Annotated in this window: 18 protein-coding genes; 6 read left to right on the top strand and 12 right to left on the bottom strand. The window is 59.6% G+C overall.

What is annotated here, in order from left to right; all coding sequences use genetic code 11:
- Positions 1-86: 86 nt before the first annotated feature.
- Together FHW77_RS21035 and FHW77_RS21030 are read right to left on the bottom strand one after the other, a co-directional pair.
- Positions 87-1,076 carry a glycosyltransferase family 2 protein gene (locus FHW77_RS21035; RefSeq protein WP_044459468.1) on the bottom strand — a complete coding sequence of 330 codons (990 nt, stop codon included), beginning with the start codon at positions 1,074-1,076 and terminating at the stop codon, positions 87-89.
- Between the two features lie 109 nt (positions 1,077-1,185).
- Positions 1,186-1,464 carry an exopolysaccharide production repressor protein gene (locus FHW77_RS21030; RefSeq protein ID WP_004437712.1) on the bottom strand — a complete coding sequence of 93 codons (279 nt, stop codon included), beginning with the start codon at positions 1,462-1,464 and terminating at the stop codon, positions 1,186-1,188.
- A gap of 339 nt (positions 1,465-1,803) precedes the next feature.
- On the opposite strand from FHW77_RS21030, the gene FHW77_RS21025 reads away from it, so the two are divergent.
- Positions 1,804-2,070, top strand: a complete 267-nt coding sequence (locus FHW77_RS21025) for a DUF6074 family protein (RefSeq protein WP_004437715.1) — start codon at positions 1,804-1,806, stop codon at positions 2,068-2,070.
- Positions 2,071-2,141: 71 nt separating this feature from the next.
- Here the strand turns inward: FHW77_RS21025 and FHW77_RS21020 are convergent, their stop codons facing one another.
- Complete coding sequence (locus tag FHW77_RS21020) at positions 2,142-3,041, bottom strand: tetratricopeptide repeat protein (protein ID WP_006698105.1); 900 nt, start codon at positions 3,039-3,041, stop codon at positions 2,142-2,144.
- Between the two features lie 133 nt (positions 3,042-3,174).
- The gene (gene rpsU, locus FHW77_RS21015; RefSeq protein ID WP_003508541.1) at positions 3,175-3,402 is read right to left on the bottom strand and encodes a 30S ribosomal protein S21; all 228 of its coding nucleotides are present in this window, start codon (positions 3,400-3,402) and stop codon (positions 3,175-3,177) included.
- Positions 3,403-3,718: 316 nt separating this feature from the next.
- On the opposite strand from rpsU, the gene FHW77_RS21010 reads away from it, so the two are divergent.
- The 5 genes from FHW77_RS21010 to FHW77_RS20990 are packed head-to-tail and all read left to right on the top strand — an operon-like array spanning position 3,719 to position 9,212.
- Positions 3,719-4,972, top strand: a complete 1,254-nt coding sequence (locus FHW77_RS21010; RefSeq protein WP_044459467.1) for a sarcosine oxidase subunit beta family protein — start codon at positions 3,719-3,721, stop codon at positions 4,970-4,972.
- Positions 4,972-5,382: a hypothetical protein gene (locus FHW77_RS21005; protein ID WP_044459466.1), complete on the top strand. Its 411-nt coding sequence runs from the start codon at positions 4,972-4,974 to the stop codon at positions 5,380-5,382. Before FHW77_RS21010 ends, FHW77_RS21005 begins: the two co-directional genes overlap by 1 nt.
- 11 nt (positions 5,383-5,393) lie before the next feature.
- Positions 5,394-5,708 (top strand): sarcosine oxidase subunit delta, encoded by a 315-nt coding sequence (locus FHW77_RS21000; protein WP_035207567.1) that lies wholly within the window; start codon positions 5,394-5,396, stop codon positions 5,706-5,708.
- Positions 5,705-8,665 carry a sarcosine oxidase subunit alpha gene (locus FHW77_RS20995; protein ID WP_044459465.1) on the top strand — a complete coding sequence of 987 codons (2,961 nt, stop codon included), beginning with the start codon at positions 5,705-5,707 and terminating at the stop codon, positions 8,663-8,665. Before FHW77_RS21000 ends, FHW77_RS20995 begins: the two co-directional genes overlap by 4 nt.
- Positions 8,658-9,212, top strand: coding sequence for a sarcosine oxidase subunit gamma (locus FHW77_RS20990; RefSeq protein WP_044459464.1), 555 nt, complete (start codon positions 8,658-8,660; stop codon positions 9,210-9,212). Before FHW77_RS20995 ends, FHW77_RS20990 begins: the two co-directional genes overlap by 8 nt.
- Here the strand turns inward: FHW77_RS20990 and FHW77_RS20985 are convergent.
- The 8 genes from FHW77_RS20985 to FHW77_RS20950 form a co-directional block, all read right to left on the bottom strand.
- On the bottom strand, positions 9,209-10,252 hold the full coding sequence (locus tag FHW77_RS20985) for a DUF2332 domain-containing protein (protein ID WP_044459463.1): 1,044 nt from the start codon (positions 10,250-10,252) through the stop codon (positions 9,209-9,211). The two genes, FHW77_RS20990 and FHW77_RS20985, sit on opposite strands and share 4 nt — an antisense overlap.
- Before the next feature lie 21 nt (positions 10,253-10,273).
- Entirely contained in the window at positions 10,274-10,762 is a 489-nt protein-coding gene (locus FHW77_RS20980; protein WP_004437750.1) for a MaoC family dehydratase, read from the bottom strand.
- 54 nt (positions 10,763-10,816) lie between these two features.
- Positions 10,817-12,772: a glycogen debranching protein GlgX gene (gene glgX, locus FHW77_RS20975; protein WP_044459462.1), complete on the bottom strand. Its 1,956-nt coding sequence runs from the start codon at positions 12,770-12,772 to the stop codon at positions 10,817-10,819.
- 197 nt (positions 12,773-12,969) lie between these two features.
- The gene (locus tag FHW77_RS20970) at positions 12,970-14,598 is read right to left on the bottom strand and encodes an alpha-D-glucose phosphate-specific phosphoglucomutase (protein ID WP_006698100.1); all 1,629 of its coding nucleotides are present in this window, start codon (positions 14,596-14,598) and stop codon (positions 12,970-12,972) included.
- Between the two features lie 4 nt (positions 14,599-14,602).
- Positions 14,603-16,045 carry a glycogen synthase GlgA gene (gene glgA, locus FHW77_RS20965; protein WP_044459461.1) on the bottom strand — a complete coding sequence of 481 codons (1,443 nt, stop codon included), beginning with the start codon at positions 16,043-16,045 and terminating at the stop codon, positions 14,603-14,605.
- 5 nt (positions 16,046-16,050) lie between these two features.
- Positions 16,051-17,313, bottom strand: coding sequence for a glucose-1-phosphate adenylyltransferase (gene glgC / locus FHW77_RS20960; protein ID WP_004437759.1), 1,263 nt, complete (start codon positions 17,311-17,313; stop codon positions 16,051-16,053).
- A 21-nt stretch (positions 17,314-17,334) separates the two neighbouring features.
- Positions 17,335-19,542, bottom strand: a complete 2,208-nt coding sequence (glgB, locus tag FHW77_RS20955) for a 1,4-alpha-glucan branching protein GlgB (RefSeq protein WP_004437762.1) — start codon at positions 19,540-19,542, stop codon at positions 17,335-17,337.
- A complete protein-coding gene (locus FHW77_RS20950; RefSeq protein ID WP_022563443.1) occupies positions 19,542-22,004 on the bottom strand; it encodes a glycogen/starch/alpha-glucan phosphorylase in 2,463 nt (820 codons plus the stop codon). Before FHW77_RS20950 ends, glgB begins: the two co-directional genes overlap by 1 nt.
- Positions 22,005-22,194: the final 190 nt, after the last annotated feature.

Below are 22,194 nucleotides of genomic sequence, written 5' to 3'. Positions count from 1 at the left end.
TGCGACTGAACGCTTAGAGGATAAGCAAATCCCCGGGGACAAGCCCGGGGAAGACGGCAGAGATTTGTCGTGAGTTGTCTTTTCCCTTAGGAAACCGGCGTGCCGTCCAGCAGATAACGCACGTCCCGCACCGGCGCCGCTTTGCGGAAGCGGGCGGTCTTGTCGCTCCAGATACCGCGTGTAATGGCGGGCAGGGCGGGCAGACGCGCAAGGGCGTGGCTCAGCGCTCCGATCACACCCTTCTGTTTTTTTGTATCGAGAAAATGGCGAAGCTCGAATTTGGCGCGGATGTGTTTCTCGTGCTCGCGCAGGATCGCCGTTTCCTCTGCCGAGAGCCGGCAACCGGCGAGAATTGCCCTGTCTGCTTCGTAGAGAAGACGGAGATCTTCGGTTCGGTGGCGGCCACTCAGCGAGTTGCCGCGAACGATCGCACCGTAACCGCAATGACGGATGACCTTGTAGCGCGCGCCGGCCGCCAGCGCGCGCACGTAAAGTTCGTAATCCTCGCCAAGTCGCAGAGCCTCGTCATAACGCAGCGCATGTTTGTCGAGAAAGGCGCGGCGTATCACCGGTTTCAGGAAGCCGGTTTCCCCGCGCTCCACACCCGGCCTGGAAATATTGCCTTCGACGAATTCCGTCAGCGACAAAAACCGCGCCTGGGGCTCGAAGCGGGCCGGCTGCATGGAGGACGCGCCTGGAACGGATTGCTGAATGAAGGCGATATTATCGGCCACGAGGTCCCAGTCGTCATCGGCCAGCATGGCGGCGAAACGGCCGCGGAAGAAAAAATCGTCCGCATCGAGAATGCTGATGAGGGGAGCGGAGGAAATCGAGATGGCATGATTGCGCGCAGCCGATGGCCCGCGGTTGACGTCGAATCGCACCACCCGCAGGCGGCCCGTGCCGTCATCCGCCGCATGCGCCACGTCGCTCGTTGTATCGGTGGAACCATCGTCGATCACCACGACTTCGCCGACCTCTGGCTCCGCAAGGGCGGAACGAATGGCGATATCGATGGTATCAGATGCATTCTTTGCAGCGATGATGACGCAAATGGGCTGTGAACCGCTCACCATGGGGTGTCCTTCTGCTTTGACGAACCTTCAGGATTTGGCCAGCAGAAAGTGTCAGCGATATGGATGCAAGCGATTTTTTGCGATGCAATAAAAGCGGATGCGAAAAAACTTACATATCCGTCAGCTTCGCCCCATGCGGCGGTGCGCTTTTTGCGGTGTCTGCCGCAATTGTTTCAGCGCTGAGGTCCCGGGAAAAGGTCTCCCGCATCCGGCGTTTTTCACGGGCGACCAGAACCAAAATCGCCACGAAGTAACCGACTTGCAGAATGACTGCGCAAATGAGGGTCTGAATGAACGCCGTATAGAAGGAGCCGTGGATGAAATATGTCGCAACCGCAAAAGCAAGCAAAGCACCGATCATGCTGAAAAAAACACGAGGTGCATACATGTTGCTCTCCTCCCGAGAACGATTTCTCCATTTTTGACTGCGCTGCGGCATTTTTCTTCTTTGCAGGAAATATACGATGAGACCGGTGCTGTTTCAACACACATATACTTCTTCTACCTCCCGCGGCATGAAATTTCGGTAATCTTGATTGGTAAATTCCTCAGTAACTGCCGATTCGCATCGATGACGTCGGCCAGACAACAGTGATGCCTGCTTCCGATAAGTCTAAAACCGCCTCCGGTGCGGGCCTTGCGGAGCATCCGGCCGGCTCTGCAGACTTCGTTAACCATCTCGCCTTTAAAAAGTCGGTATTGATTCCTCGAAGAGCAGGGTGCCCGCGTGACGACGAGTTCAGAAGTAATCGCCTTTCCGGCAAAGAACCGCATTGCCGACGTAAAACGATGTGCAACCATGCTCGACCGGCTGCATGGTGTGGAGGCGAATGATTTCTGGCGCAGGGAGTGCCGTGAACTGGCCGCCCGTCTGACGGCGCTTGGCTATGAGGACGCCGCCATGCGCCGCGAGGTCATGGAATTTCAAAACGCCGTGCAGGCTGAATTGTGGGCGGTGGATGCCGCGCCCGAGGCACGCCGCGACAGCCATTGATGGTTCTTTTTCTTCATTAAAAAAGCCGGCGGATTATAAACCAGCCGGCTTTTTTATTGGTTCCGGACGCCTTAGGAGGCGCCAGCGGCGCCGCGCGTGCGGGCAACGCCATCCAGTGCGGGCTTGTATTTGGGATCGAGTCGCGCCGCATGCGCATAGGACTTGGCCGCCTTGGCCATCTCACCGCGTCGCTCATAGACCAGCGCCTGGTTGGCCCAGGATTCCGCCACATTCCCGTCAAGCGAAATGGCGTGGTTGAAATCCGCGAAGGCGTTTTCGTCGTCATTGAGCGCGACGTAGGAAAGGCCGCGACCGTTATAGGGCTCCGGTGACGTCGATGACAACGAGATTGCCTTGGAGAAGTCCTCGATGGCCTGGGCATGCTGGTTACGCAGCTGGTAGATCAGGCCGCGATTGTGCCAGGCGCGACCGTCTGTGGTTTCCAGCTCGATGGCGCGGGAGAAATCGTTGAAGGCTTCGTTGACGCGTCCGGACTGCCGGTAAAGATTGCCGCGACCGATCAGCGCCACATCGTAGCTCGGATTGATCTGCAGGGCGGCGTTGTAGTCCTGAAGGGCCTGCTGCTGCTGGCCGCTATTGCGGTAAACCAGCGCGCGGTTGGCATAGGCCTGGTAAAAGCGCGGGTTGAGCTGCAGCGCCTTGTTGAAATCTTCGATGGCGCGGCGCGAATCGCCGGCGCGGCCGTAGGCCGAGCCGCGGACGTTGTAACCCTCAGGATCCTGCGGATTGGCGTTGATGACCGAGGTGAGCGAGGCGATGTTTTCCTGCGAGCCCTGTGCGCGGTCGATCCTGAACACATCTTCCGTCTGGTTGGATGTCGCGCAGCCGGAAAGACCGGCAAGCACGGCGCAGACGACCAGAGAAGCGCGGAACCCTCTGTTGTTTTTTAATGGCAACCGGCGCGTGGAGGCATCGGCGTTTTTCACAACACAGGTGTCGACAGCGATCATTCGGTGTGGGTTCCCTCGCAGGCCGGTCTCACGGTCGTTTTCAAGAGCGTTCTCCGGCCACAAACACAAAGAGCGGCGGCGAATTGATCGCCCCCGCCCAACAAGCATTCAAAAACGTCCAAAAGACGGCCTATTAACGGCCTGCGCGGGGGCCAGCAACCAGACCTTCGCGCTGTGCACGCTTGCGTGCCAGCTTGCGAACGCGGCGAACGGCTTCAGCCTTTTCGCGAGCGCGCTTCTGGGAGGGCTTTTCGTAATAATCACGCATCTTCATTTCACGGAAAATGCCTTCGCGCTGCATCTTTTTCTTCAGGGCGCGGAGCGCCTGATCAACGTTATTGTCGCGGACTAGTACCTGCACGTTAAACCCGTTCCTTTAGTTTGGTTATCTTGCTGTGTGAATAAAGGCATTCGCACGCAAACAAAAAGTGGTTCATCCGGCTGTTGAGCCGGGCGATTGGTGACGTGCAATAACAGATCATTTGCAGCAAGTCCAGCCGGTAGCGCATATTCAGCCACAAAATGCGCGCCGTCCCGCAATCTTTCGGCCATGTCGAAACAAAACCATTGCCGCGTCGCAAAATGGATATTGCCTCCCATCCCGATTTGCCATGTGTATGATACGGGCCGGGGCTATGTTCCAGGCCTCTGGCCGGTTCTCGAGGAGCAGATTGCGAATGCGCAAATATTCCGTTTTTGCCGTGGCGCGTGAGGCGCTCAGGGGTCATAAGGGCTGGGATGCGCAATGGGCCTCACCTGAGCCGCGCAAGGACTATGATGTCATCATCATTGGCGGGGGCGGCCACGGTCTCGGAGCGGCATATTATCTTGCCAAGGAACACGGCATTACCAATGTCGCGGTTCTGGAAAAAGGCTGGCTCGGCGGCGGCAATACCGGCCGCAACACCACCATCATCCGCTCCAATTATCTCTATGAAGAGAGCATGGATATTTACGAGCATTCCCTGAAGCTATGGGAAGGCTTGAGCCAGGATCTCAATTATAACGTCATGTATTCTGCGCGCGGCGTGATGATGCTGTCGCACAATATCCATGACCGGCAGTCCTTCAGCCGTCATATCAATGCCAACCGTCTTTATGGCATCGACAATGAGTGGCTGACGCCGGAGCAGGCAAAGGCGTACTGTCCGCCGCTCGACATATCCGGCAATGCGCGTTACCCGATCAATGGCGCAGCCCTTCAGCGCCGCGGCGGCACGGCTCGCCATGACGCCGTGGCCTGGGGCTATGCGCGTGCGGCCTCCGACCGCGGCGTGCACATCATCCAGAATTGCGAGGTTACGGGCATTCGCCGCGGGCCGGACGGAGCGGTGACGGGTGTGGAGACCAATCGCGGTTTCATCGGTGCGAAGAAAATCGGCGTTTCTGCCGCCGGTCATTCCTCGGTCATCATGAAAATGGCTGACGTGCGCGTTCCCCTCAATTCAAACCCGCTGCAGGCGCTGGTGTCGGAGCCGCTGAAGCCGATCTTCCCCTGCGTCGTCATGTCCAACACGGTGCACGCCTATATTTCGCAATCCGACAAGGGTGAGCTGGTCATCGGTGCGGGTACGGACCAGTATAATTCCTATTCGCAGACCGGTGGTCTCCAGATCATCACCCACACGCTGGACGCCATCTGCGAGCTGTTTCCGATCTTCCGCCGTGTGAAGATGATGCGTCAGTGGGGTGGCATCACCGATAACACGCCTGATCGTTCCGCCATCCAGAGCGTGACGCCCGTGCCAAACCTCTTCGTCAATTGCGGCTGGGGCACGGGCGGCTTCAAGGCGACGCCGGGTTCGGCCAATCTCTTCGCGCATCTCATCGCCCGCGGTGAACCGCATCGTCTGGCGGCCGGGCTGACGCTTGACCGGTTCCGCACCGGCCGCCTGATTGATGAGGCTGCCGCTGCCGCGGTGGCGCATTGATGCTGGCGGCGGCCATGCTTGCGATCAATATATCAGGCGCGGCCGAGGCCGTGCCCGCCGGTAGCGTTATTCCCGGGGCTGAGGATTTTCGCAGCCAGAAGATTGCGAAGATGCAGGGTGAGAAAGACTGGCCCTTCACGGCGGAAAAAGGCCTGCTTTTGTGTGCTCCCAGCCTCGCAGACAAGATGGTTTATTTTGTCGGAGAGAATGAGGATGGCGAGCAGGATTATCCCTTCGCGATCGACACCGACATGATGGCGGTCGCCATCGTCAATATGGGCCGGGCCTCGGCGTTGCGCCCCTTCGATAATTTTGAGCAGCTTTTAAAGCGGCTTTCCCCTTTTGTAGCCATGGGGAAGCGGCTGTGTGACCAACCCGCCGGAACAGCGCTTCCGGAAAATTCTCTCTAGGTGGAGCGACGATGCTTCTGATCCATTGCCCCTATTGCGGGGAAGACCGTTCCGAACTGGAATTCCGCTGGGCGGGCGAAGCCCATATCGCCCGGCCGGAAAACATCGCCGATATTTCCGACGAGGCCTTTGCGGAATATTTCTTCATCCGCGACAACGACAAGGGCCTCGTTTTCGAGCGCTGGCGTCACATTCACGGCTGCGGCCGCTTTTTCAACGCCGCCCGCGATTCGGTGAGCGACAGATTCCTGACGACCTACAAGGCGGGTGAACCGAAACCCGATATTGAAACGGTCCTTTCGGCAGAAAAGGGAGCCGGGCAATGAGCGGCGATTATCGTATCAAGGGCGCAGGCCGTCTCACGCCGGCGAGAACCGCGCGCTTTACCTTTGACGGCAAGATCTATCCGGCGCTGGAGGGCGACACCGTCGCGTCAGCCCTTCTGGCCAATGGCGTGCATCTGATCGGCCGCTCGTTCAAATACCACCGTCCGCGTGGTTTCCTGTCCGCCGGGCCGGAGGAGCCGAATGCGCTGATAGACGTGTCGCGCGACAGCCTGCGCAAGCAGCCCAACGTGCGCGCCACGGTGCAGGAAGTCTTCGACGGCGCGATTATCGCCTCGCAGAACCGTTTCCCGTCACTGTCCTTCGATCTGAGCGCCATCAACGATCTTCTGTCGCCGATGTTCGCGGCCGGTTTCTACTACAAGACGTTCATGTGGCCGAAGGCCGCCTGGCACAAGATTTACGAACCGCTGATCCGCCGCGCCGCCGGCCTCGGCAAGGCGCCGAGCGAGCCGGATGCGGATCATTATTCCGGACGTTATGCCCATTGCGACGTGCTGGTGGCCGGCGCTGGTGTCGCCGGTCTCACAGCTGCGCTTTCTGCCGCGAAAACTGGCGCCAGCGTCATTCTGGTGGATGAGAATGCGGACGTCGGCGGAGCCCTGCGTTTCGATGCCGGCGCGGTCATCGACGGCCTGCCCGGTTATGAATGGGCGCAGAAGGTTTTTGCCGAGCTGAAGTCCCTGCCCAATGTGCGGGTTCTGACGCGCACGACCGCCTTTGGTTACTACAACCACAATTTTGTCGCGCTCGCCGAACGCGTCACCGATCATCTCGCGACGCCGGCCAAACATCAGCCGCGCGAGCGCCTTTGGCAGGTCCGCGCCAAAAAGGTCGTGCTGGCGGCCGGTGCGATCGAGCGCCACATGGTCTTCGCCAACAATGACCGGCCTGGCATCATGCTGGCTTCGGCCGCCCGCACCTATCTGAACCATTACGGCGTCGCCGTGGGCCACAATGTCGGTGTCTACACCGCTCATGATTCCGCCTATGAGACTGCCTTTGATCTGAAGAAGGCCGGGGTGAAGATCGCCGCCATCGTCGATTGCCGCGAAAATCCGGACCAGCGTCTGCTGGACGAGGCCCGGGCGCTCGGCATCGAGGTGCTGGCGGGTCACAGCGTTTACAACACCGCCGGCCGCCTGCGCGTATCTTCCATGACGGTCGGCCGCAATGGCGGGTCGAACAAGCGCAAGATCGCCATCGACGCGCTTGTTGTCTCCGCTGGCTGGACGCCTTCAGTGCATCTGTTCTCGCAATCGCGCGGCAAGCTGAAGTTTGACGCGGCTAACCAGCGTTTCCTGCCTGACATCCATGTGCAGAACTGCGTCTCCCTCGGCGCCTGCAATGGCACGGATGATCTTTCGGCGCTGATCGCCGAGGCCGCGGCTGCGGGTGGCGGCGCGGTGGCGTTTTCCGGCGAAAACGCCCGGGCCTGGACAGGCGGCATGATTGGTGCGGCGGAGGGTGCAGGCGAGGGCACCGGCGTCAAGGCTTTCATCGATTTCCAGCACGATGTCTGCGCCAAGGATATTCGCCTTGCCGTGCGCGAGGGCATGCATTCGGTCGAGCATATCAAGCGCTTCACCACCAATGGCATGGCGTCCGACCAGGGCAAGATGTCGAACATGCATGGCCTTGCCATTGCATCGGAAGCGCTCGGCCGGGATTTGCCCAAAGTCGGTCTCACCACCTTCCGCCAGCCCTATACGCCGGTTACCTTCGGCACGCTTATCAATCATTCGCGCGGCGCGCTGTTTGATCCCGCGCGCAAGACGCCGATGCACGACGAAGAGCTGGCGGCTGGTGCGGTATTCGAGGATGTCGGCAACTGGAAGCGTGCCTGGTTCTTCCCGCGGGCTGGCGAGGACATGCATGAAGCGATCAACCGTGAATGCAAGACGGTTCGTGAGAGCGTTGGCGTGTTTGATGCCTCCACCCTCGGCAAAATCGAGGTAGTTGGCCCGGATGCGGCGAAGTTCCTGAACCTCATCTACACCAATGCCTGGGATACGTTGAAACCCGGCCGCTGCCGTTATGGCATCATGACCCGCGAAGACGGCTTCGTTTACGATGACGGCGTTGTTGGGCGCCTGGCCGAAGACCGTTTCCACGTGACGACGACGACGGGCGGCGCGCCGCGCGTTCTCCAGCACATGGAGGACTATCTCCAGACCGAATTCCCCGATCTCAATGTCTGGCTGACATCGGCAACCGAACAATGGGCCGTGATTGCCGTGCAGGGGCCGAAGGCGCGCGAGGTTATCGCGCCTTTCGTCGAGGGTATCGACCTTTCGCCGGAGGCCTTCCCGCATATGGCGGTGGCGGAAGGCAAGTTCTGCGGCGTGCCGACGCGGCTTTTCCGCGTTTCCTTCACCGGCGAACTCGGTTTCGAAATCAATGTGCCTGCCGATTACGGCGCAGCAGTCTGGTCTGCAATCCGGGAGAGGGCGGAAGCCGTCGGCGGCTGCCTCTATGGTACCGAGACAATGCATATCCTGCGTGCCGAAAAGGGCTATATCATCGTCGGGCAGGATACGGACGGCACCGTGACGCCCGATGATGCCGGGCTTGCCTGGGCTGTCTCCAAAAAGAAAACGGATTTCGTCGGTATTCGCGGTCTGAAACGCCCCGATCTAACGCGCTCCGGCCGCAAACAGCTTGTCGGCCTGAAGACGAAGGACCGGCTGACCGTTCCGGACGAGGGCGGTCAGATCGTTGCCGATCCGAACCAGCCAAAGCCAATGACCATGCTCGGCCACGTCACTTCAGCCTATTGGTCGGAAAATCTCGGCCATTCCATTGCTTTCGCCTTGGTGGCGGATGGCAGGGCGCGCATGGGCGAAACGCTCTATATTCCGCTTGCCGATAAAACCATTGCCGTCGAAGTGACCGACATGGTCTTCCTCGACAAGGAAGGAGCCCGTCTCAATGGCTGATATGCTGCACGCAAAACGCAAATCCGTGCTTGAGGATTTTCACGGCGGTTCGCCCTTTGTATCGCTGAAGCCTGCGGCTTCTGCCTCGCGGTTTTCGCTGCGGGCACGCGAGAGCGCCGTGCCGGCGCTGTCCGAAGCGCTCGGTCTTGCCCTGCCGACCAGCCCGAAAAGCTCGGTCACCTCTGGTCTGCGATCCGCTCTGTGGCTCGGCCCGGATGAATGGCTGGTGATCGATCAGGGCGAAAGCGATCTCATGGTGGCGCTTGCCGGCGTTTCCGGCCTGTTTTCGGCAACTGATATTTCCCACCGCAACACCGCCATCATCGTTTCCGGCGCTGGCGCGGAAGCAGCTCTCAATGCCGGCTGCCCGCAGGACCTTTCTCTTGCAAGGTTCCCGGTAGGTGGCTGCTCACGCACTATTTTCGGCAAGGCGGAAGTGGTCCTGCTGCGCACGGGGGATGACACATTCCGGGTGGAGTGCTGGCGCTCATTCGCGACCTATGTCGGCGGGCTGCTGCAGGAGGCGGCTGAGGACGTGGCGGTTTAACTCTCTGTCCAACCCCGCCATTCCACCCATCGCCCATGGAAATCGGCGCGGCCGATTTCCTGCTTTTCGCCGCCCGGCCAGATTTGAAGCGTCATTGCAGCACCGCCGGGCGTCGCATCCGCTTCCATTTGCAGCCGGGCAAGCGGGGCGTCCGGCGTGGCGCGGGCGCCGGCCTCGGCAATCACAGTCTCGCCGGCCTGTTTCAGGTCATCGGGCAGATATTGCCATGCGACGGAATGATAGATGACATGGGCAGCGCCCGGATATTGCGTGGCAAGGCGGCGTTGCAGCCAGTCGACAGCGTCGGCCTTCTCGACATGCAGAGCGTGTTCCATCGCTATGCGCAGGGCGGCGGCCGTTCGTTCGAGCCTGTCCGTCTGGTCGGCCCAGACATAGGACATCAGCCGCAGACGATCTTCCGCGGATGACGGATCGAGTGGGTTGATATCGCAGCCGGCGCGCTCGATAACGTCGATCCGCTCATGGGCGGGGGTGTCGCCGCGCCACTCCGGTGACAGGAAAACATCGGATTGTTCACCCCAGACGAGATCGCCGAGGCGATATCGGTAACGGTCAAATTGCAGGTTGAGGCCAGCGCTGGCTCCGACTTCGGAAAGCACCAGCGGCTTGCCCGTCATTTTCGCAATCGAAAGAAAGCCAGGCAGCAGAACGGCAGAACGGCGAACCTCGTTGGTCTGCGGCGGTGATTGCAACCTTTCGAGGATGAAGGCGGAATGAAAACGCAGGGCGTTTGCACATGCCTGCCAGAGCGCTTCTTCGTTTTCCGGCGGAATATCGGCGAGCGGCGCGATCTTTTCCTCTATGGCAAGCGCATGCAGGGCGCCGGCCAGCCGTAGCGGTACGGAATCTCCGGATGGGCCGACATCGCCGGACCAGGACAAAATTCGCTCGCCGACCTCTGTCTGGCGGTCGAGCCTTGTTGCCATGGCGCGGCAAAGCCGTGCCGTGAAGGGAGAGCCGAGGCTGTCGCAGGCTCTTGCCTGAACGAGAAACGCATTCCTCACGGCTTCGTCATGCATGCGGTCTCTCCCTCGTGGGTTTCAGGCGTCCTCCGGCCTGTCCTCCGGATTAAACTGGCTGATGGTGGTCCAGCGCGCGGTTAGCGCCGGCTTTTTTTCGTTTTCGATTTCCACCGTCACATCGTAGGTGGTCATCAGCATGGAGGCTCCGCGAAAGCGCGTCTCAGCCAGGGTGAAACGGCCGCGCACGCGAGCACCGCTTTTGACCGGAGCGACGAAACGAATGGCGTCAAAGCCGTAATTGATGCCCATGGTCTGCTCGCGAATGCGCGGCAGGGCGTCGTAATTCAGGGCCGAAAGCAGAGACAGCGTCAGGAACCCATGTGCAATGGTGCCGCCAAAGGGACTTTCCGCTTTGGCGCGTTCCGGGTCTGTGTGGATGAACTGGTCATCCAGTGTTGCTTTTGCGAAGCTGTCGATCATCGTCTGGTCTACCGTGATCCAGTCGGAAACGCCCATTTCTGTGCCAACGTGGTTTTTCATCTCGGCCAGCGCAATTTCTTTTGTCATGTTACCTCGTCCGCATTGTCTCCCGCGACTTATACGGCTCGTGACGCGACGGGATCAACCGCGCAGATAAAACACCACCGAACGGGCTGGAAGGAAGGCGGGGTTACCGAAATCCGTGCCGATGGCGGACCAGCCATCGCCCGGCAGGGTGAAAGGCACGATCTCACGGCTGCGGTTTATCAGCACGGCAAGTTCAGCGTCGGCACCAGTTTCCCGGTCGAGGGTGGAAAGCACCATGGCAAAAGCCTGCGCAATTGGCCTTTCCCAGTCTGCCGTCGTCATCGGCTCGCCGGCGGGGGCGAGCCATGTCACATCGCCATGGCCTGAGAAGAAGCCTGTCCCCGAAAACACATCGAAACGTTTGCGCAATGAAGCGAGAAAGGCCGTATGGTCGATCAATTCGCGGGAAAGCGATGACCAGTCGACCCAGCTTATCTCATTGTCCTGGCAATAGGCGTTGTTGTTGCCTTGCTGGCTGCGGCCGCCCTCGTCGCCCGCCGTGAGCATCAGGGCGCCGCGAGTGACGAAAAGCGTGGAAAGCAGCGCCTTCACATCTGCAATACGCGTGGCTCTAATGACGGGATCGTCTGTCAGTCCCTCAAAACCATTGTTCCAGGAATGGTTGTCATTGTGGCCGTCGCGATTGCTCTCGCCGTTTTTCTCATTGTGCTTATGTTCGTGGCTGACGAGATCGTACAGGGTGAAACCGTCATGGGCAGCGAGAAAATTGACGCTGCGGGTGTTCTGGCGGCCATGGCGGGAAAAGATCGGCGAGGAACCGGAAAGCGCATCGGCCAGCGCCCCGGTCGTGCCGGCGTCCTCGCGCCAGAACCGGCGCATGTCATCGCGGGCGCGATCGTTCCATTCGAGGAAGCTTTCCGGAAAATTGCCGAGCTGGTAACCGCCGGGGCCGATATCCCACGGTTCGGCGATTAGCAGGCGGTCATAAAGCGCCGGGTCCGAATGCATGGCCGAGAGCGTTTCGCTTGCCATTTCGAAGCCATTGGCCGTTCGTCCGAGCACTGGGGCCAGATCAAAGCGGAAACCGTCCACGCCGGCACTCAGAACGAAATGTCTGAGAGAATCGATGATGAGCTGGCGGATATAGGGATGGTCGCAGGCGACCGTGTTGCCGGTGCCGGTATCGTTGACCAGAACCCCCGGTTTGCCCGGCGGGTGACGAAAGGCGGTGAGATTATCGAGCCCGCGCAGCGACAGAACCGATCCTTCAATATCGCTTTCACCCGTGTGGTTGAAGACCAGATCGAGAATGACGCCGATGCCCTGCGCATGCAGCGCTGCAACCGTCTCGCGCAGTTCCCGCACGCCACCGGGACAGAGTCGCGGATCAAGCGCCATGAAGCCGACGGGATTATAGCCCCAGGCATTGGAAAGGCCGAGAGGCGGCAGGTGACGCTCGTCGATCCACGCGGTAATCGGCATCAGCTCCACCGCGTCGACGCCGATTTTTTTCAGGTGGGCGAGGATGGCGGGATGGGCGAGCGCGGCGACGGTGCCCCGGATGTCTTCCGGCACCTCGGGATGCAGCTGTGAAAAGGACTTCACGGAAAGTTCGTAAATCAGCCCACCTTCGGTGAAAAGCGGGGGTTGGCGCTTGAGCGGCTCATGGCTGGCAAGAATTGCCTTGGGCACGATGTGGCCCGTTTCCTGACCAAAGGCAAAAAGGGCTGGATCATGCCGGAAGGAACGGTCTATCTCCGTGGCATAGGGGTCGAGCAGCAACTTTGCGGGATCGAACCACAGGCCATGTTCGGGCGAATAAATACCGTGAGCGCGAAAGCCGTAACGCGTACCCGGACCAGCGTCGGAGACGATCAATCCGTGAATGTCGCCTTCGCCGCGCACCATTGGCAGGCGCGCCATCTCTTTTTCCCCGGCCGTATCGAAAAGACAAAGATCGATCTGGGAGGCGTGCCGGGAATAGACCGTGAATTCCGTTCCGTTTTCCGTCTGCAGCGCGCCTTTGGGGAAAACGGAAGGTGTCTGCATTATCTGTCTCCGCTAGATAATATCTCTTCTGAAAGGTATCGGCAGAATAGGAGGGTTGGAAACCCTCCTCCGCCATCCTCGAGCAAGCCCGAGGATGACGCCGAGCAGAGTGGCGGACGTGTCACTCCAACGAGTTGCTTTGTGAACTCATCGTATTGTGCCCGGCGCTCTCAGGAGAAAGCAGCGCCGCAGCCAGCTTACGTGATAACGCTCGGCGCGCTTCGTCCCGTATGGGCCTTGATGCCGGCGATCGTATCGGCAACGGCAATCAGGTCGGCGAGCGCTTCCTGCGTTTCGATGCCGTGACGCGCCGCGTCCGGCTCGTAACGCTCGACATAGAGACGAAGTGTGGCGCCCGCCGTACCGGTGCCGGAAAGGCGCAGCACGATGCGCGAACCGCCTTCGAACAGGATGCGGATACCCTGGTTCTTGCTGACGGACTGATCGACCGGATCGTGATAGGCAAAATCATCTGCCGCGGCGACCTTCAGATTGCCGTAGCTGGTGCCGGGAAGCGTCGCGAGCTTTTCGCGCAGGGTCGCCACCAGCGTGTTGGCGGCGTCCGAATCCACTTCCTCATAGTCGTGGCGGGAGTAATAATTGCGGCCATATTCGGCCCAGTGCTTGGTGACGATGTCCTTCACGCTTTCCTTGCGGGCGGCGACGATGTTCAGCCAGTAGAGCACAGCCCAGAGACCATCTTTCTCGCGTACATGATTGGAGCCTGTGCCGAAGCTTTCTTCGCCGCAGATCGTCACCCTGCCGGCATCCATGAGGTTGCCGAAGAACTTCCAGCCGGTTGGAGTCTCGTACATGCCAAGGCCGAGCTTTTCGGCGACACGGTCAGCTGCCGCACTTGTCGGCATGGAACGGGCGATGCCGGAAATGCCTGCCGCGTAACCGGGCGCCAGTCTGGCATTGGCGGCGATGATCGCCAGGCTGTCTGATGGCGTGACGAACATGCCCTTGCCGACGACCATGTTGCGGTCGCCGTCGCCATCGGAAGCAGCGCCGAAATCGGGGCCTTCCGGGCTCATGACATCGTCATAAAGCTCCTTGGCGTGGACAAGATTAGGGTCGGGGTGATGGCCGCCGAAGTCCGGGAGCGGTGTAGCATTGCGGACCGAGCCCTTCGGAGCGCCAAGCCGCTTTTCGATGATCTCAACGGCATAAGGGCCTGTGACGGCGCTCATGGAATCGACCACGACCTTGAAGCCGCCGGCGATGAGGGCACGGATGGCATCGAAATCGAACAGCTCTTCCATCAGGGCGGCATAATCGGCGACCGGATCGATCACCTCGACCGTCAGATCGTCCACCTTGAAGCTGCCCACCTTGTCGAGGTCGATATCGGCGGCGTCTGAAATTTTGTAGCTGTCGATGACCTTGGAACGGGCGTAGATCGCGTCGGTGATCTTTTCCGGGGCGGGACCGCCATTGCCGATATTGTATTTGATGCCGAAATCTTCGGTGGGGCCGCCGGGATTGTGGCTAGCGGAGAGCACGATACCGCCGAAGGCCTTGTATTTGCGGATGATGTTGGATGCGGCCGGCGTGGAAAGAATGCCGCCCTGACCGACCAGAACCTTGCCAAAGCCGGCAGCGGCGGCCATCTTGATTGCCTTCTGGATGACTTCGCGGTTGTAGTAACGGCCATCGCCGCCGATCACCAGCGTCTGGCCTTCAAAGCCCTCAAGCGCGTCGAAGATCGACTGGATGAAGTTCTCGGCGTAATTTTCCTGGGCGAAGACGGGCACCTTCTTGCGCAGGCCTGAAGTGCCCGGCTTCTGGTCCTGATAGGGCTTCGTCTGAACAGTCTTGATCATTGGTTCAATGGCCTTTCGAAATAAGCTGGCTGTAAAGCGCGGCGTAAAGGCCGGCGCTCTTTTCCCAGGAAACATCGGATTTCATCCCGAGTTTCTGCATTTGTGTCCATAGTTTCGGGTCGTGATAATAACGGATGGTCCGGCGGATCGCCTGTTTGAGTCCATCAAGCGTGACGGGGGAAAATTGCACACCGGTCGCCGACTTGTTGGCGATGGCGGCATGGTTGGCGTCGATCACCGTGTCTGCAAGGCCGCCGGTGCGAGCGACGACCGGAATGCAGCCGTAACGCAACGCATAAAGCTGGGTGAGGCCGCAGGGTTCGAAGCGCGAGGGGATGATGATCGCGTCGCAGCCCGCCTGCATGAGATGTGACAGGGGTTCGTTGTAACCGATGGCAACGCCGACGCGACCATGGTGGCGGGATGCTGCCGCCAGGAGCGCACCTTCCAGCGCCACATCGCCCGCGCCCAGCACCACCAGGCGGCCGCCGAGGGAAACGATCTCGTCCACGGCTTCGGCCATGAGGTCGATGCCCTTCTGCCAGGTGAGGCGGGAGATGACGCAGAACAGCGGGCTGTCATCGTCATCGATGCGAAAATGTTCGGCGACAGACTTCTTGTTCAGGGCCCGGTTTCTGAGATTGGCGGCGGAATAATTGTCATGGATCAGATGATCCGTTGCCGGGTTCCAGACGTCCGCGTCGATGCCGTTGACGATGCCGTGCAGCACATGGGCTCGGCTGCCGATAACGCCGTGCAGGCCCATGCCGAATTGCGGGGTGAGGATTTCCTCGGCATAGGAGGGACTGACGGTGCTGAGCGCCGTCGCCGTCTGCAGCCCGCCCTTGAGGAAACTCACATCGTTATAATATTCCACGCCCTCCATGCCGAAAGCATGGGCTGGTAGCCCAAGCTTGCTGAAGATGTTGGCACCGAACTGCCCCTGGAAGGCAATGTTGTGAATGGTGAGCAGGCTCGGAATTTCAGGCGTTTCGGCATAACGCATGTAGACTGGCGCCATGGCAGCCTGCCAGTCATGAGCGTGCAGGAGATCCGGCCGCCAGTCGGGAAATTCGCCGGCTGCAATGCGGGCCGCCGCCAGCGAAAGCGCCGCAAAGCGCTTCCAGTTGTCGGGATAATCCTTGCCCGTCTGGTCGAGATAGGGCCCGCCGGAGCGCTCGTAATAAGCGGGCGAATCGAGGATGAGGAGATCCAGTCCCTCGTGCCGGCCTTCGAGCAGATCGGCCTTTTCGCCCAGCAGGTCGGTGAATTCGTAACATTTCACCGCGTTCGTCACGGCAGCTTTCACCGCCGGATACCCGGGTATCAGCGTGCGCGTCTTGACGCCATAGGCTTCGAGCGCGATGGGGAGCGCGCCGGCAACATCGGCGAGCCCTCCGGTCTTGATCAGGGGGTAGATTTCGGATGAAACCGAAAGGACATTCATCGGCGCTACAGGTCCAGCTTGTCGATCATCGATTGGGTGATAAGGCAGATGCCGTTTTCGGTACGGCGGAAACGTTTGGCATCCAGTTCTGGGTCTTCTCCTACAATCAGTCCTTCCGGAATGACCACGCCATGGTCGATGACGACATTGCTGAGCTGGGCATGACGCCCGATCTTCACACTCGGCAGTACTACGGCATTCTCAAGGCGGGAGTATGAATTGGCGCGCACGCCTGTGAACAGAAGGCTGCGGTTGAGCGACGCACCCGAAATGATGCAGTCACCGGAAACGACCGAAGACACGGCCGAACCACGGCGGTTCTCGTCGTCATGGACGAATTTTGCCGGCGGTGTGATTTCCGCATAGGTCCAGATCGGCCAGGATTTGTCGTAGATATCGAGGTCAGGCACCACATCCGTCAGGTCGATATTGGCCTGCCAGTAGGCGTCGATGGTGCCGACGTCCCGCCAGTAGGGGCCATGCTCGAAATCCGAACGCACGCAGGAGTCTGCGAAGCGGTGGGCGACGGCTTTGCCGTGTTTCACGATATAGGGGATGATGTCCTTGCCGAAATCGCGGCTGGAGGTGGGGTCTGCGGCGTCGCGGCGCAGCGCTTCCATCAGGAATTTCGTGTGGAAGACGTAGATGCCCATGGAGGCGAGCGCAAAACCCTCATTGCCGGGAATGCCGGGCGGATCGGCTGGCTTTTCAATGAAATCGATGATCTCGTCTTTTTCATTCACATGCATGACGCCGAAGCCGGTTGCTTCCATACGCGGCACTTCAAGGCAGCCGATCGTCACATCCGCACCGGAATCGACATGCTGCTGCAGCATGTATTCGTAGTCCATTTTATAGATATGGTCGCCGGCGAGGATGACCATGTATTCCGGCCCATAGGGCTCGATAATGTCGATGTTCTGGTAAACCGCGTCTGCCGTACCCTCATACCATTGCGTTTCGGAAACGCGCTGGGAGGCGGGCAGGATGTCGAAGCTCTCATTACGTTCGGGGCGGAAGAAGTCCCAGCCGCGCTGCAGGTGCCGAATGAGGGAGTGCGCCTTGTATTGCGTGGCGACGCCGATGCGGCGAATGCCGGAATTAAGCGCGTTGGAGAGCGCAAAATCGATGATGCGCGCCTTGCCGCCGAAATAAACGGCGGGTTTTGCCCGGCGGTCCGTCAGTTCCTTCAGGCGGCTGCCTCTGCCGCCCGCGAGGACATAGGCCATTGCATCACGCGCCAAAGGCTGAACTCTTTTTTCCGACATGGTGTCCTCCCTCTCTGTCTGTCAGTTTTCCGGTTCGAGCATGATCGTGGCGAGCGGCGGCAGGACGAGCATCGCCCCGATATCGCCGCCGGCATCGACCGCCTGAACGCGTCCGCCATTTCCCTTGCCGCTGCCGCCATAAATTTCGGCATCGGTGTTGAGAATCTCCCTCCACCGCCCCGCCTGGGGCAGCGGCACATAATAGTTTTCCCGATAGACCGGGGTGAGGTTGCAGATGACCGCGACCGGCTTTTCGCCGGGCGCCGTGCGCAGCCAGGCGAAGACGGAATTCTCGTGATCATCGACCACAAGCCAGCGGAAGCCGTCGGGTTCGCAGTCCCGGGCATGCAGGGCGGCTTTGGATCGGTAGGTGAGGTTGAGATCACGCACGAGGCGGCGCATGCCCTCATGCATCGGATATTGGCGCAGGTTCCAGTCGAGCGCGCCCTTTTCGCTCCATTCGCTCCACTGCGCAAATTCCTGACCCATGAACAGCAGCTTCTTGCCGGGATAACCCCACATGAAGCCGTAATAGGAGCGGAGATTGGCGAATTTCTGCCAGTCATCGCCGGACATTTTGGCGATCAGCGACCCCTTGCCATGCACGACCTCGTCGTGGGACAGCGGCAGCACGAAATTTTCAGTGAAGGCGTAAAGCAGGCCGAAGGTCAGTTCCTGATGATGGAACTTGCGATGCACAGGCTCCCGCGAGAAATAACTCAGCGTGTCGTGCATGAAGCCCATATTCCACTTGAAACCGAAACCGAGGCCACCCTCATGAACGGGCTGCGACACTTTCGGCCAGGAGGTGGATTCCTCGGCAATCGTCATGACGCCCGGATGGGTGCCATAAACGAGGGAATTCATCTTCTGCAGGAAGCGCACGGATTCGAGATTTTCACGCCCGCCATATTCGTTCGGGATCCACTCGCCTTCCTTGCGGGAATAATCGAGATAGAGCATCGAGGCGACCGCATCGACGCGCAGGCCGTCGAGATGGAATTTTTCAGCCCAGTAAAGCGCGTTGTTGATGAGGTAGGACATGACCTCGACGCGGCCGAAATTATAGATCGCCGTGTTCCAGTCGGGATGGAAACCCTGACGCGGATCGGCGTGCTCATAGAGTGCGGTGCCATCGAACCAGCGAAGTCCATGTTCGTCGGTCGGAAAATGGGCGGGAACCCAGTCCAGCAAAACGCCGATGCCAACCTTGTGTGCGCCATTGACGAAGCGGGCAAACCCTTCGGGATCGCCAAAACGTGCGCTTGGGGCGTAGAGACCCGTCGTCTGATAACCCCAGGAAGGGTCATAGGGATGTTCCGTAATCGGCAGGAACTCGATATGGGTGAAGCCCATATCCGTACAATAGGGAATGAGCTGGGCGGCGAGCTCGTCCCAACTTAGGAAGGTGCCGTCCTCACGACGCTGCCAGGAGCCGGCATGTACTTCATAGATGCTGATCGGCTGGCGGCGCTGGTCCACCTGCGCCCAATGCTCCCTATGGGCCTGATCTTCCCATTTTTGCGTCAGTTCGGACGTAGTGACGGAAGCGTTCTTCGGCCGCAACTCTGCGCGGCGGGCATAGGGGTCGGCCTTCAGCGGCAGCAGCTCGCCGTTTGCACCGAGAATCTCGAATTTGTAGGCGCAGCCGGCATAGACGTCGGGCGCGAAGATTTCCCAGATGCCCGTATCCTTGCGGAAACGCATCACATGCCGGCGGCCGTCCCAATTGTTGAAATCGCCGACGACGGAAACGCGCCGCGCATTCGGCGCCCAGACGGCGAAGTGAAAACCTTCAACGCCTTCGAGCTTCAGCGGGTGCGCGCCCATCTTGTCGAACAGCCGCAGATGCGATCCTTCCCGGACGAAATAATCATCCATGGGGCCGAGAACCGGGCCGAAGCTGTAGGGGTCTGTCACCGCCCATTCGGCATCGTCGCGGCAGGCGCGGTAACGCACCGGCTGGCGTTTCGAAATATCGATCGGGCCTTCAAAAAAGCCGTCCGGGTCCAGCTGCTTCAATTCGCCCACGAAATTTCCGTCCAGCGTCAGGACGGAAACCTCCTCGGCACCCGGAATGAAACAGCGGGCAGAAAACCCTTCCGGCGTTTCGTGAACGCCGAGAAGGGCAAAGGGATTGGAATGCAAACCGCTCTTGATCGCCTCGATTTCAGCCTTCGTGATGTCGCCAGTCTTTTTCTCGTCGGCCGAATTGAGCGGTTTTTTCATCAGGCTCTCCAGATCTCGGTGGCATATTGGCGGATTGTCCTGTCGGACGAGAACCAGCCCATGCGCGCCGTATTGCGCACTGTTTTGGCGTACCAGCTATCCGGATTACTCCAGATCGCATCTACTTCTCGCTGCGCACCGGCATAGGCGTCGAAATCGGCGGCAACCATGAACCAGTCGCTGTTGTAAATACCGTCGATCAGGCCGGCGAATCGTGAGCGGTCATCCGGCGAGAAGACGCCTGATGCGATGGACGAAAGGGCCTGCGACAGTTCCGACGATCCTTCGATGATCGCGCGGGGATTGTGACCCTCTGCACGGGCTCTGGCCACCTCATCGGCCGTCATGCCAAAAATGACGATGTTGTCTTCACCGACATGATCGCGCATTTCAACGTTGGCGCCATCGAGCGTGCCGATGGTCAGTGCGCCGTTGAGGGCGAATTTCATGTTGCCGGTGCCGGAGGCTTCCATGCCAGCCGTCGAGATCTGTTCGGAGAGATCGGCGGCGGGTACCATGATTTCCGCGAGCGAGACGTTATAGTTCGGAACAAATACCACTTTCAGAAGCCCGCGCACGGCCGGATCGTTGTTGATGACCCGGGCAATATCGTTGGCAAGCTTAATGATCAGCTTCGCGTTGTGGTAACTCGGCGCCGCTTTGCCTGCAAAGAACTTAACGCGCGGAACCCAATCCAGTTCCGGGTGAGAACGAATCTGGTCGTAAAGCGCGACGGTTTCCACGAGGTTCAGAAGCTGGCGCTTATATTCATGGATACGTTTGATCTGGATGTCGAACATGGCCGACGGATCGACGCGAATGCCCATGCGCTGCGCCACCGTATTGGCAAGGCGCACCTTGTTCAGACGCTTCACCTCGGCGAATTTCTCGCGGAACGCGGCATCGTCGGCGAAACGGTCGAGCGCTGTCAGCTTTTCCGCATCATCGAGGAAATCGTCGCCGATCGTTTCGCGAAGCAGGCTGGTGAGGCCGGGATTGCACTGCATCAGCCAGCGGCGCGGTGTGATGCCGTTGGTCTTGTTGTTGATACGGTCAGGATAGAGGCCGTGGAGATCGGCAAAGACCGTCTCCTTCATCAGCTCGGTATGGAGGGCAGAAACGCCGTTGATCGAATGAGAGCCGATGAAAGCGAGATTGCCCATGCGCACGCGGCGCTCGCCGCCTTCATCGATGAGCGAGATGGAGCGGATCTGCTGATCCGCCATCTTCTTTTCCTTGCGGGCAAAGAGCAGCGTATTTGCGTTGATGGCGTAGACGATCTGCATGTGCCGGGGCAGAAGACGTTCGAGCAGCGGCACGGGCCAGCTTTCCAGCGCCTCCGGCAGCAGCGTGTGATTGGTGTAGGAGAAGGTACCCTGGGTGATCTTCCAGGCCTCATCAAATTCCAGCCCGTGCACATCGCATAGAAGACGCATCATCTCCGCAATGGATATGGCCGGATGTGTATCGTTTAGCTGGATCGAGACCTTTTCCGGCAGCGAAGTAAAATCCGGATATTGCTGCAGATGGCGGCGCAGAATGTCCTGCAAGGAGGCGGAGGAGAAGAAGAATTCCTGCCGCAGGCGCAGTTCCTGACCGGCAGGCGTCGCGTCAGCAGGATAAAGAACCCGCGTCAGGCTCTCCGCCTTGTTGCTTTCACGCAGCGCGCCGATGTGGTCGCCAGCGTTGAAGGCAGCCAGCAGAATTGGATCGATCGGCTGTGCCGACCAAAGGCGGAGCGTATTGACGCGGGTGCCGCGCCAGCCGACGACCGGCGTGTCATAGGCCATGGCGATGACGCGTTCGGCCGGTTTCCAGACGAAACGCTGCGGATCTTCATAACCGCCGATTGTCTCCACCGATCCGCCGAAGCCGATTTCATAGGAGCTTTCGCGGCGTTCGAATTCCCAGGGGTTACCGTGGGCAAGCCATGTTTCCGGCAGTTCCACCTGCCATCCGTCAGCCATCTGCTGGCGGAAGAGGCCATGCACGTAACGGATGCCATAGCCATAGGCGGGGATATCAACGGTCGCCATGGATTCCATGAAACAGGCGGCGAGACGGCCAAGGCCGCCGTTGCCAAGGGCTGCGTCCGGCTCCAGCCCGGCGATGACGTCAAGATCGACGCCGAGCGATGACAGCGCGTCGCGGATTTCATGCATCAGGCCGATATTGGAGATGGCGTCGCGCATCAGGCGGCCGATCAGGAATTCGAGCGACAGGTAATAAACGCGCTTGGAATTGTTGGCATAGGCCTTGCGGGTGGATTCCATCCACTTGTCGATGATGCGGTCGCGTACGACGAGAATGGTTGCGGTCAGCCAGTCATGCGGCTTGGCAACCTTGACGTCCTTGCCGATACGGTAGGTGAGGCGTTCGATGATTTCCGACGCCATGATTTCCGGGTTGGAACTGCGCGGCGCGGGACGGGGGAGATCGGCGGCGTTGAGATTATTGATCATTGGTCGGTCAGCACCTTGGTGGGAGGAGAGGGTCTGATGAGGTCGATCCGTGTTGCCTTTGCTGATGCCAGTTTATGCATCGATATGGAGGTGTGGCAACAGCAATTTTTTCGGAAAGTTGAACGGCTTAGGGTGATGAAAAATAAGAATTTTTACTCTGCGTTCCGAGGATCGCCGAAGGTATTGCCGG

It is taken from the genome of Agrobacterium sp. RC10-4-1, from assembly GCF_014138475.1.
In the GTDB taxonomy this organism is placed as follows: Bacteria; Pseudomonadota; Alphaproteobacteria; order Rhizobiales; family Rhizobiaceae; genus Agrobacterium; species Agrobacterium pusense.
This window is presented reverse-complemented; position numbering and strand designations above follow the sequence as displayed.

Excerpts from the sequence above, each read along its gene's own strand:
- FHW77_RS21035 (WP_044459468.1), bottom strand. The coding sequence starts at position 1,076 with ATGGTGAGCGGTTCACAGCCCATTTGCGTCATCATCGCTGCAAAGAAT.
- FHW77_RS21030 (WP_004437712.1), bottom strand. The coding sequence starts at position 1,464 with ATGTATGCACCTCGTGTTTTTTTCAGCATGATCGGTGCTTTGCTTGCT.
- FHW77_RS21020 (WP_006698105.1), bottom strand. The coding sequence starts at position 3,041 with ATGATCGCTGTCGACACCTGTGTTGTGAAAAACGCCGATGCCTCCACG.
- FHW77_RS21010 (WP_044459467.1), top strand. The coding sequence starts at position 3,719 with ATGCGCAAATATTCCGTTTTTGCCGTGGCGCGTGAGGCGCTCAGGGGT.
- FHW77_RS21005 (WP_044459466.1), top strand. The coding sequence starts at position 4,972 with ATGCTGGCGGCGGCCATGCTTGCGATCAATATATCAGGCGCGGCCGAG.
- FHW77_RS21000 (WP_035207567.1), top strand. The coding sequence starts at position 5,394 with ATGCTTCTGATCCATTGCCCCTATTGCGGGGAAGACCGTTCCGAACTG.
- FHW77_RS20995 (WP_044459465.1), top strand. The coding sequence starts at position 5,705 with ATGAGCGGCGATTATCGTATCAAGGGCGCAGGCCGTCTCACGCCGGCG.
- FHW77_RS20990 (WP_044459464.1), top strand. The coding sequence starts at position 8,658 with ATGGCTGATATGCTGCACGCAAAACGCAAATCCGTGCTTGAGGATTTT.
- FHW77_RS20985 (WP_044459463.1), bottom strand. The coding sequence starts at position 10,252 with ATGCATGACGAAGCCGTGAGGAATGCGTTTCTCGTTCAGGCAAGAGCC.
- FHW77_RS20980 (WP_004437750.1), bottom strand. The coding sequence starts at position 10,762 with ATGACAAAAGAAATTGCGCTGGCCGAGATGAAAAACCACGTTGGCACA.
- glgX (WP_044459462.1), bottom strand. The coding sequence starts at position 12,772 with ATGCAGACACCTTCCGTTTTCCCCAAAGGCGCGCTGCAGACGGAAAAC.
- FHW77_RS20970 (WP_006698100.1), bottom strand. The coding sequence starts at position 14,598 with ATGATCAAGACTGTTCAGACGAAGCCCTATCAGGACCAGAAGCCGGGC.
- glgA (WP_044459461.1), bottom strand. The coding sequence starts at position 16,045 with ATGAATGTCCTTTCGGTTTCATCCGAAATCTACCCCCTGATCAAGACC.
- glgC (WP_004437759.1), bottom strand. The coding sequence starts at position 17,313 with ATGTCGGAAAAAAGAGTTCAGCCTTTGGCGCGTGATGCAATGGCCTAT.
- glgB (WP_004437762.1), bottom strand. The coding sequence starts at position 19,542 with ATGAAAAAACCGCTCAATTCGGCCGACGAGAAAAAGACTGGCGACATC.
- FHW77_RS20950 (WP_022563443.1), bottom strand. The coding sequence starts at position 22,004 with ATGATCAATAATCTCAACGCCGCCGATCTCCCCCGTCCCGCGCCGCGC.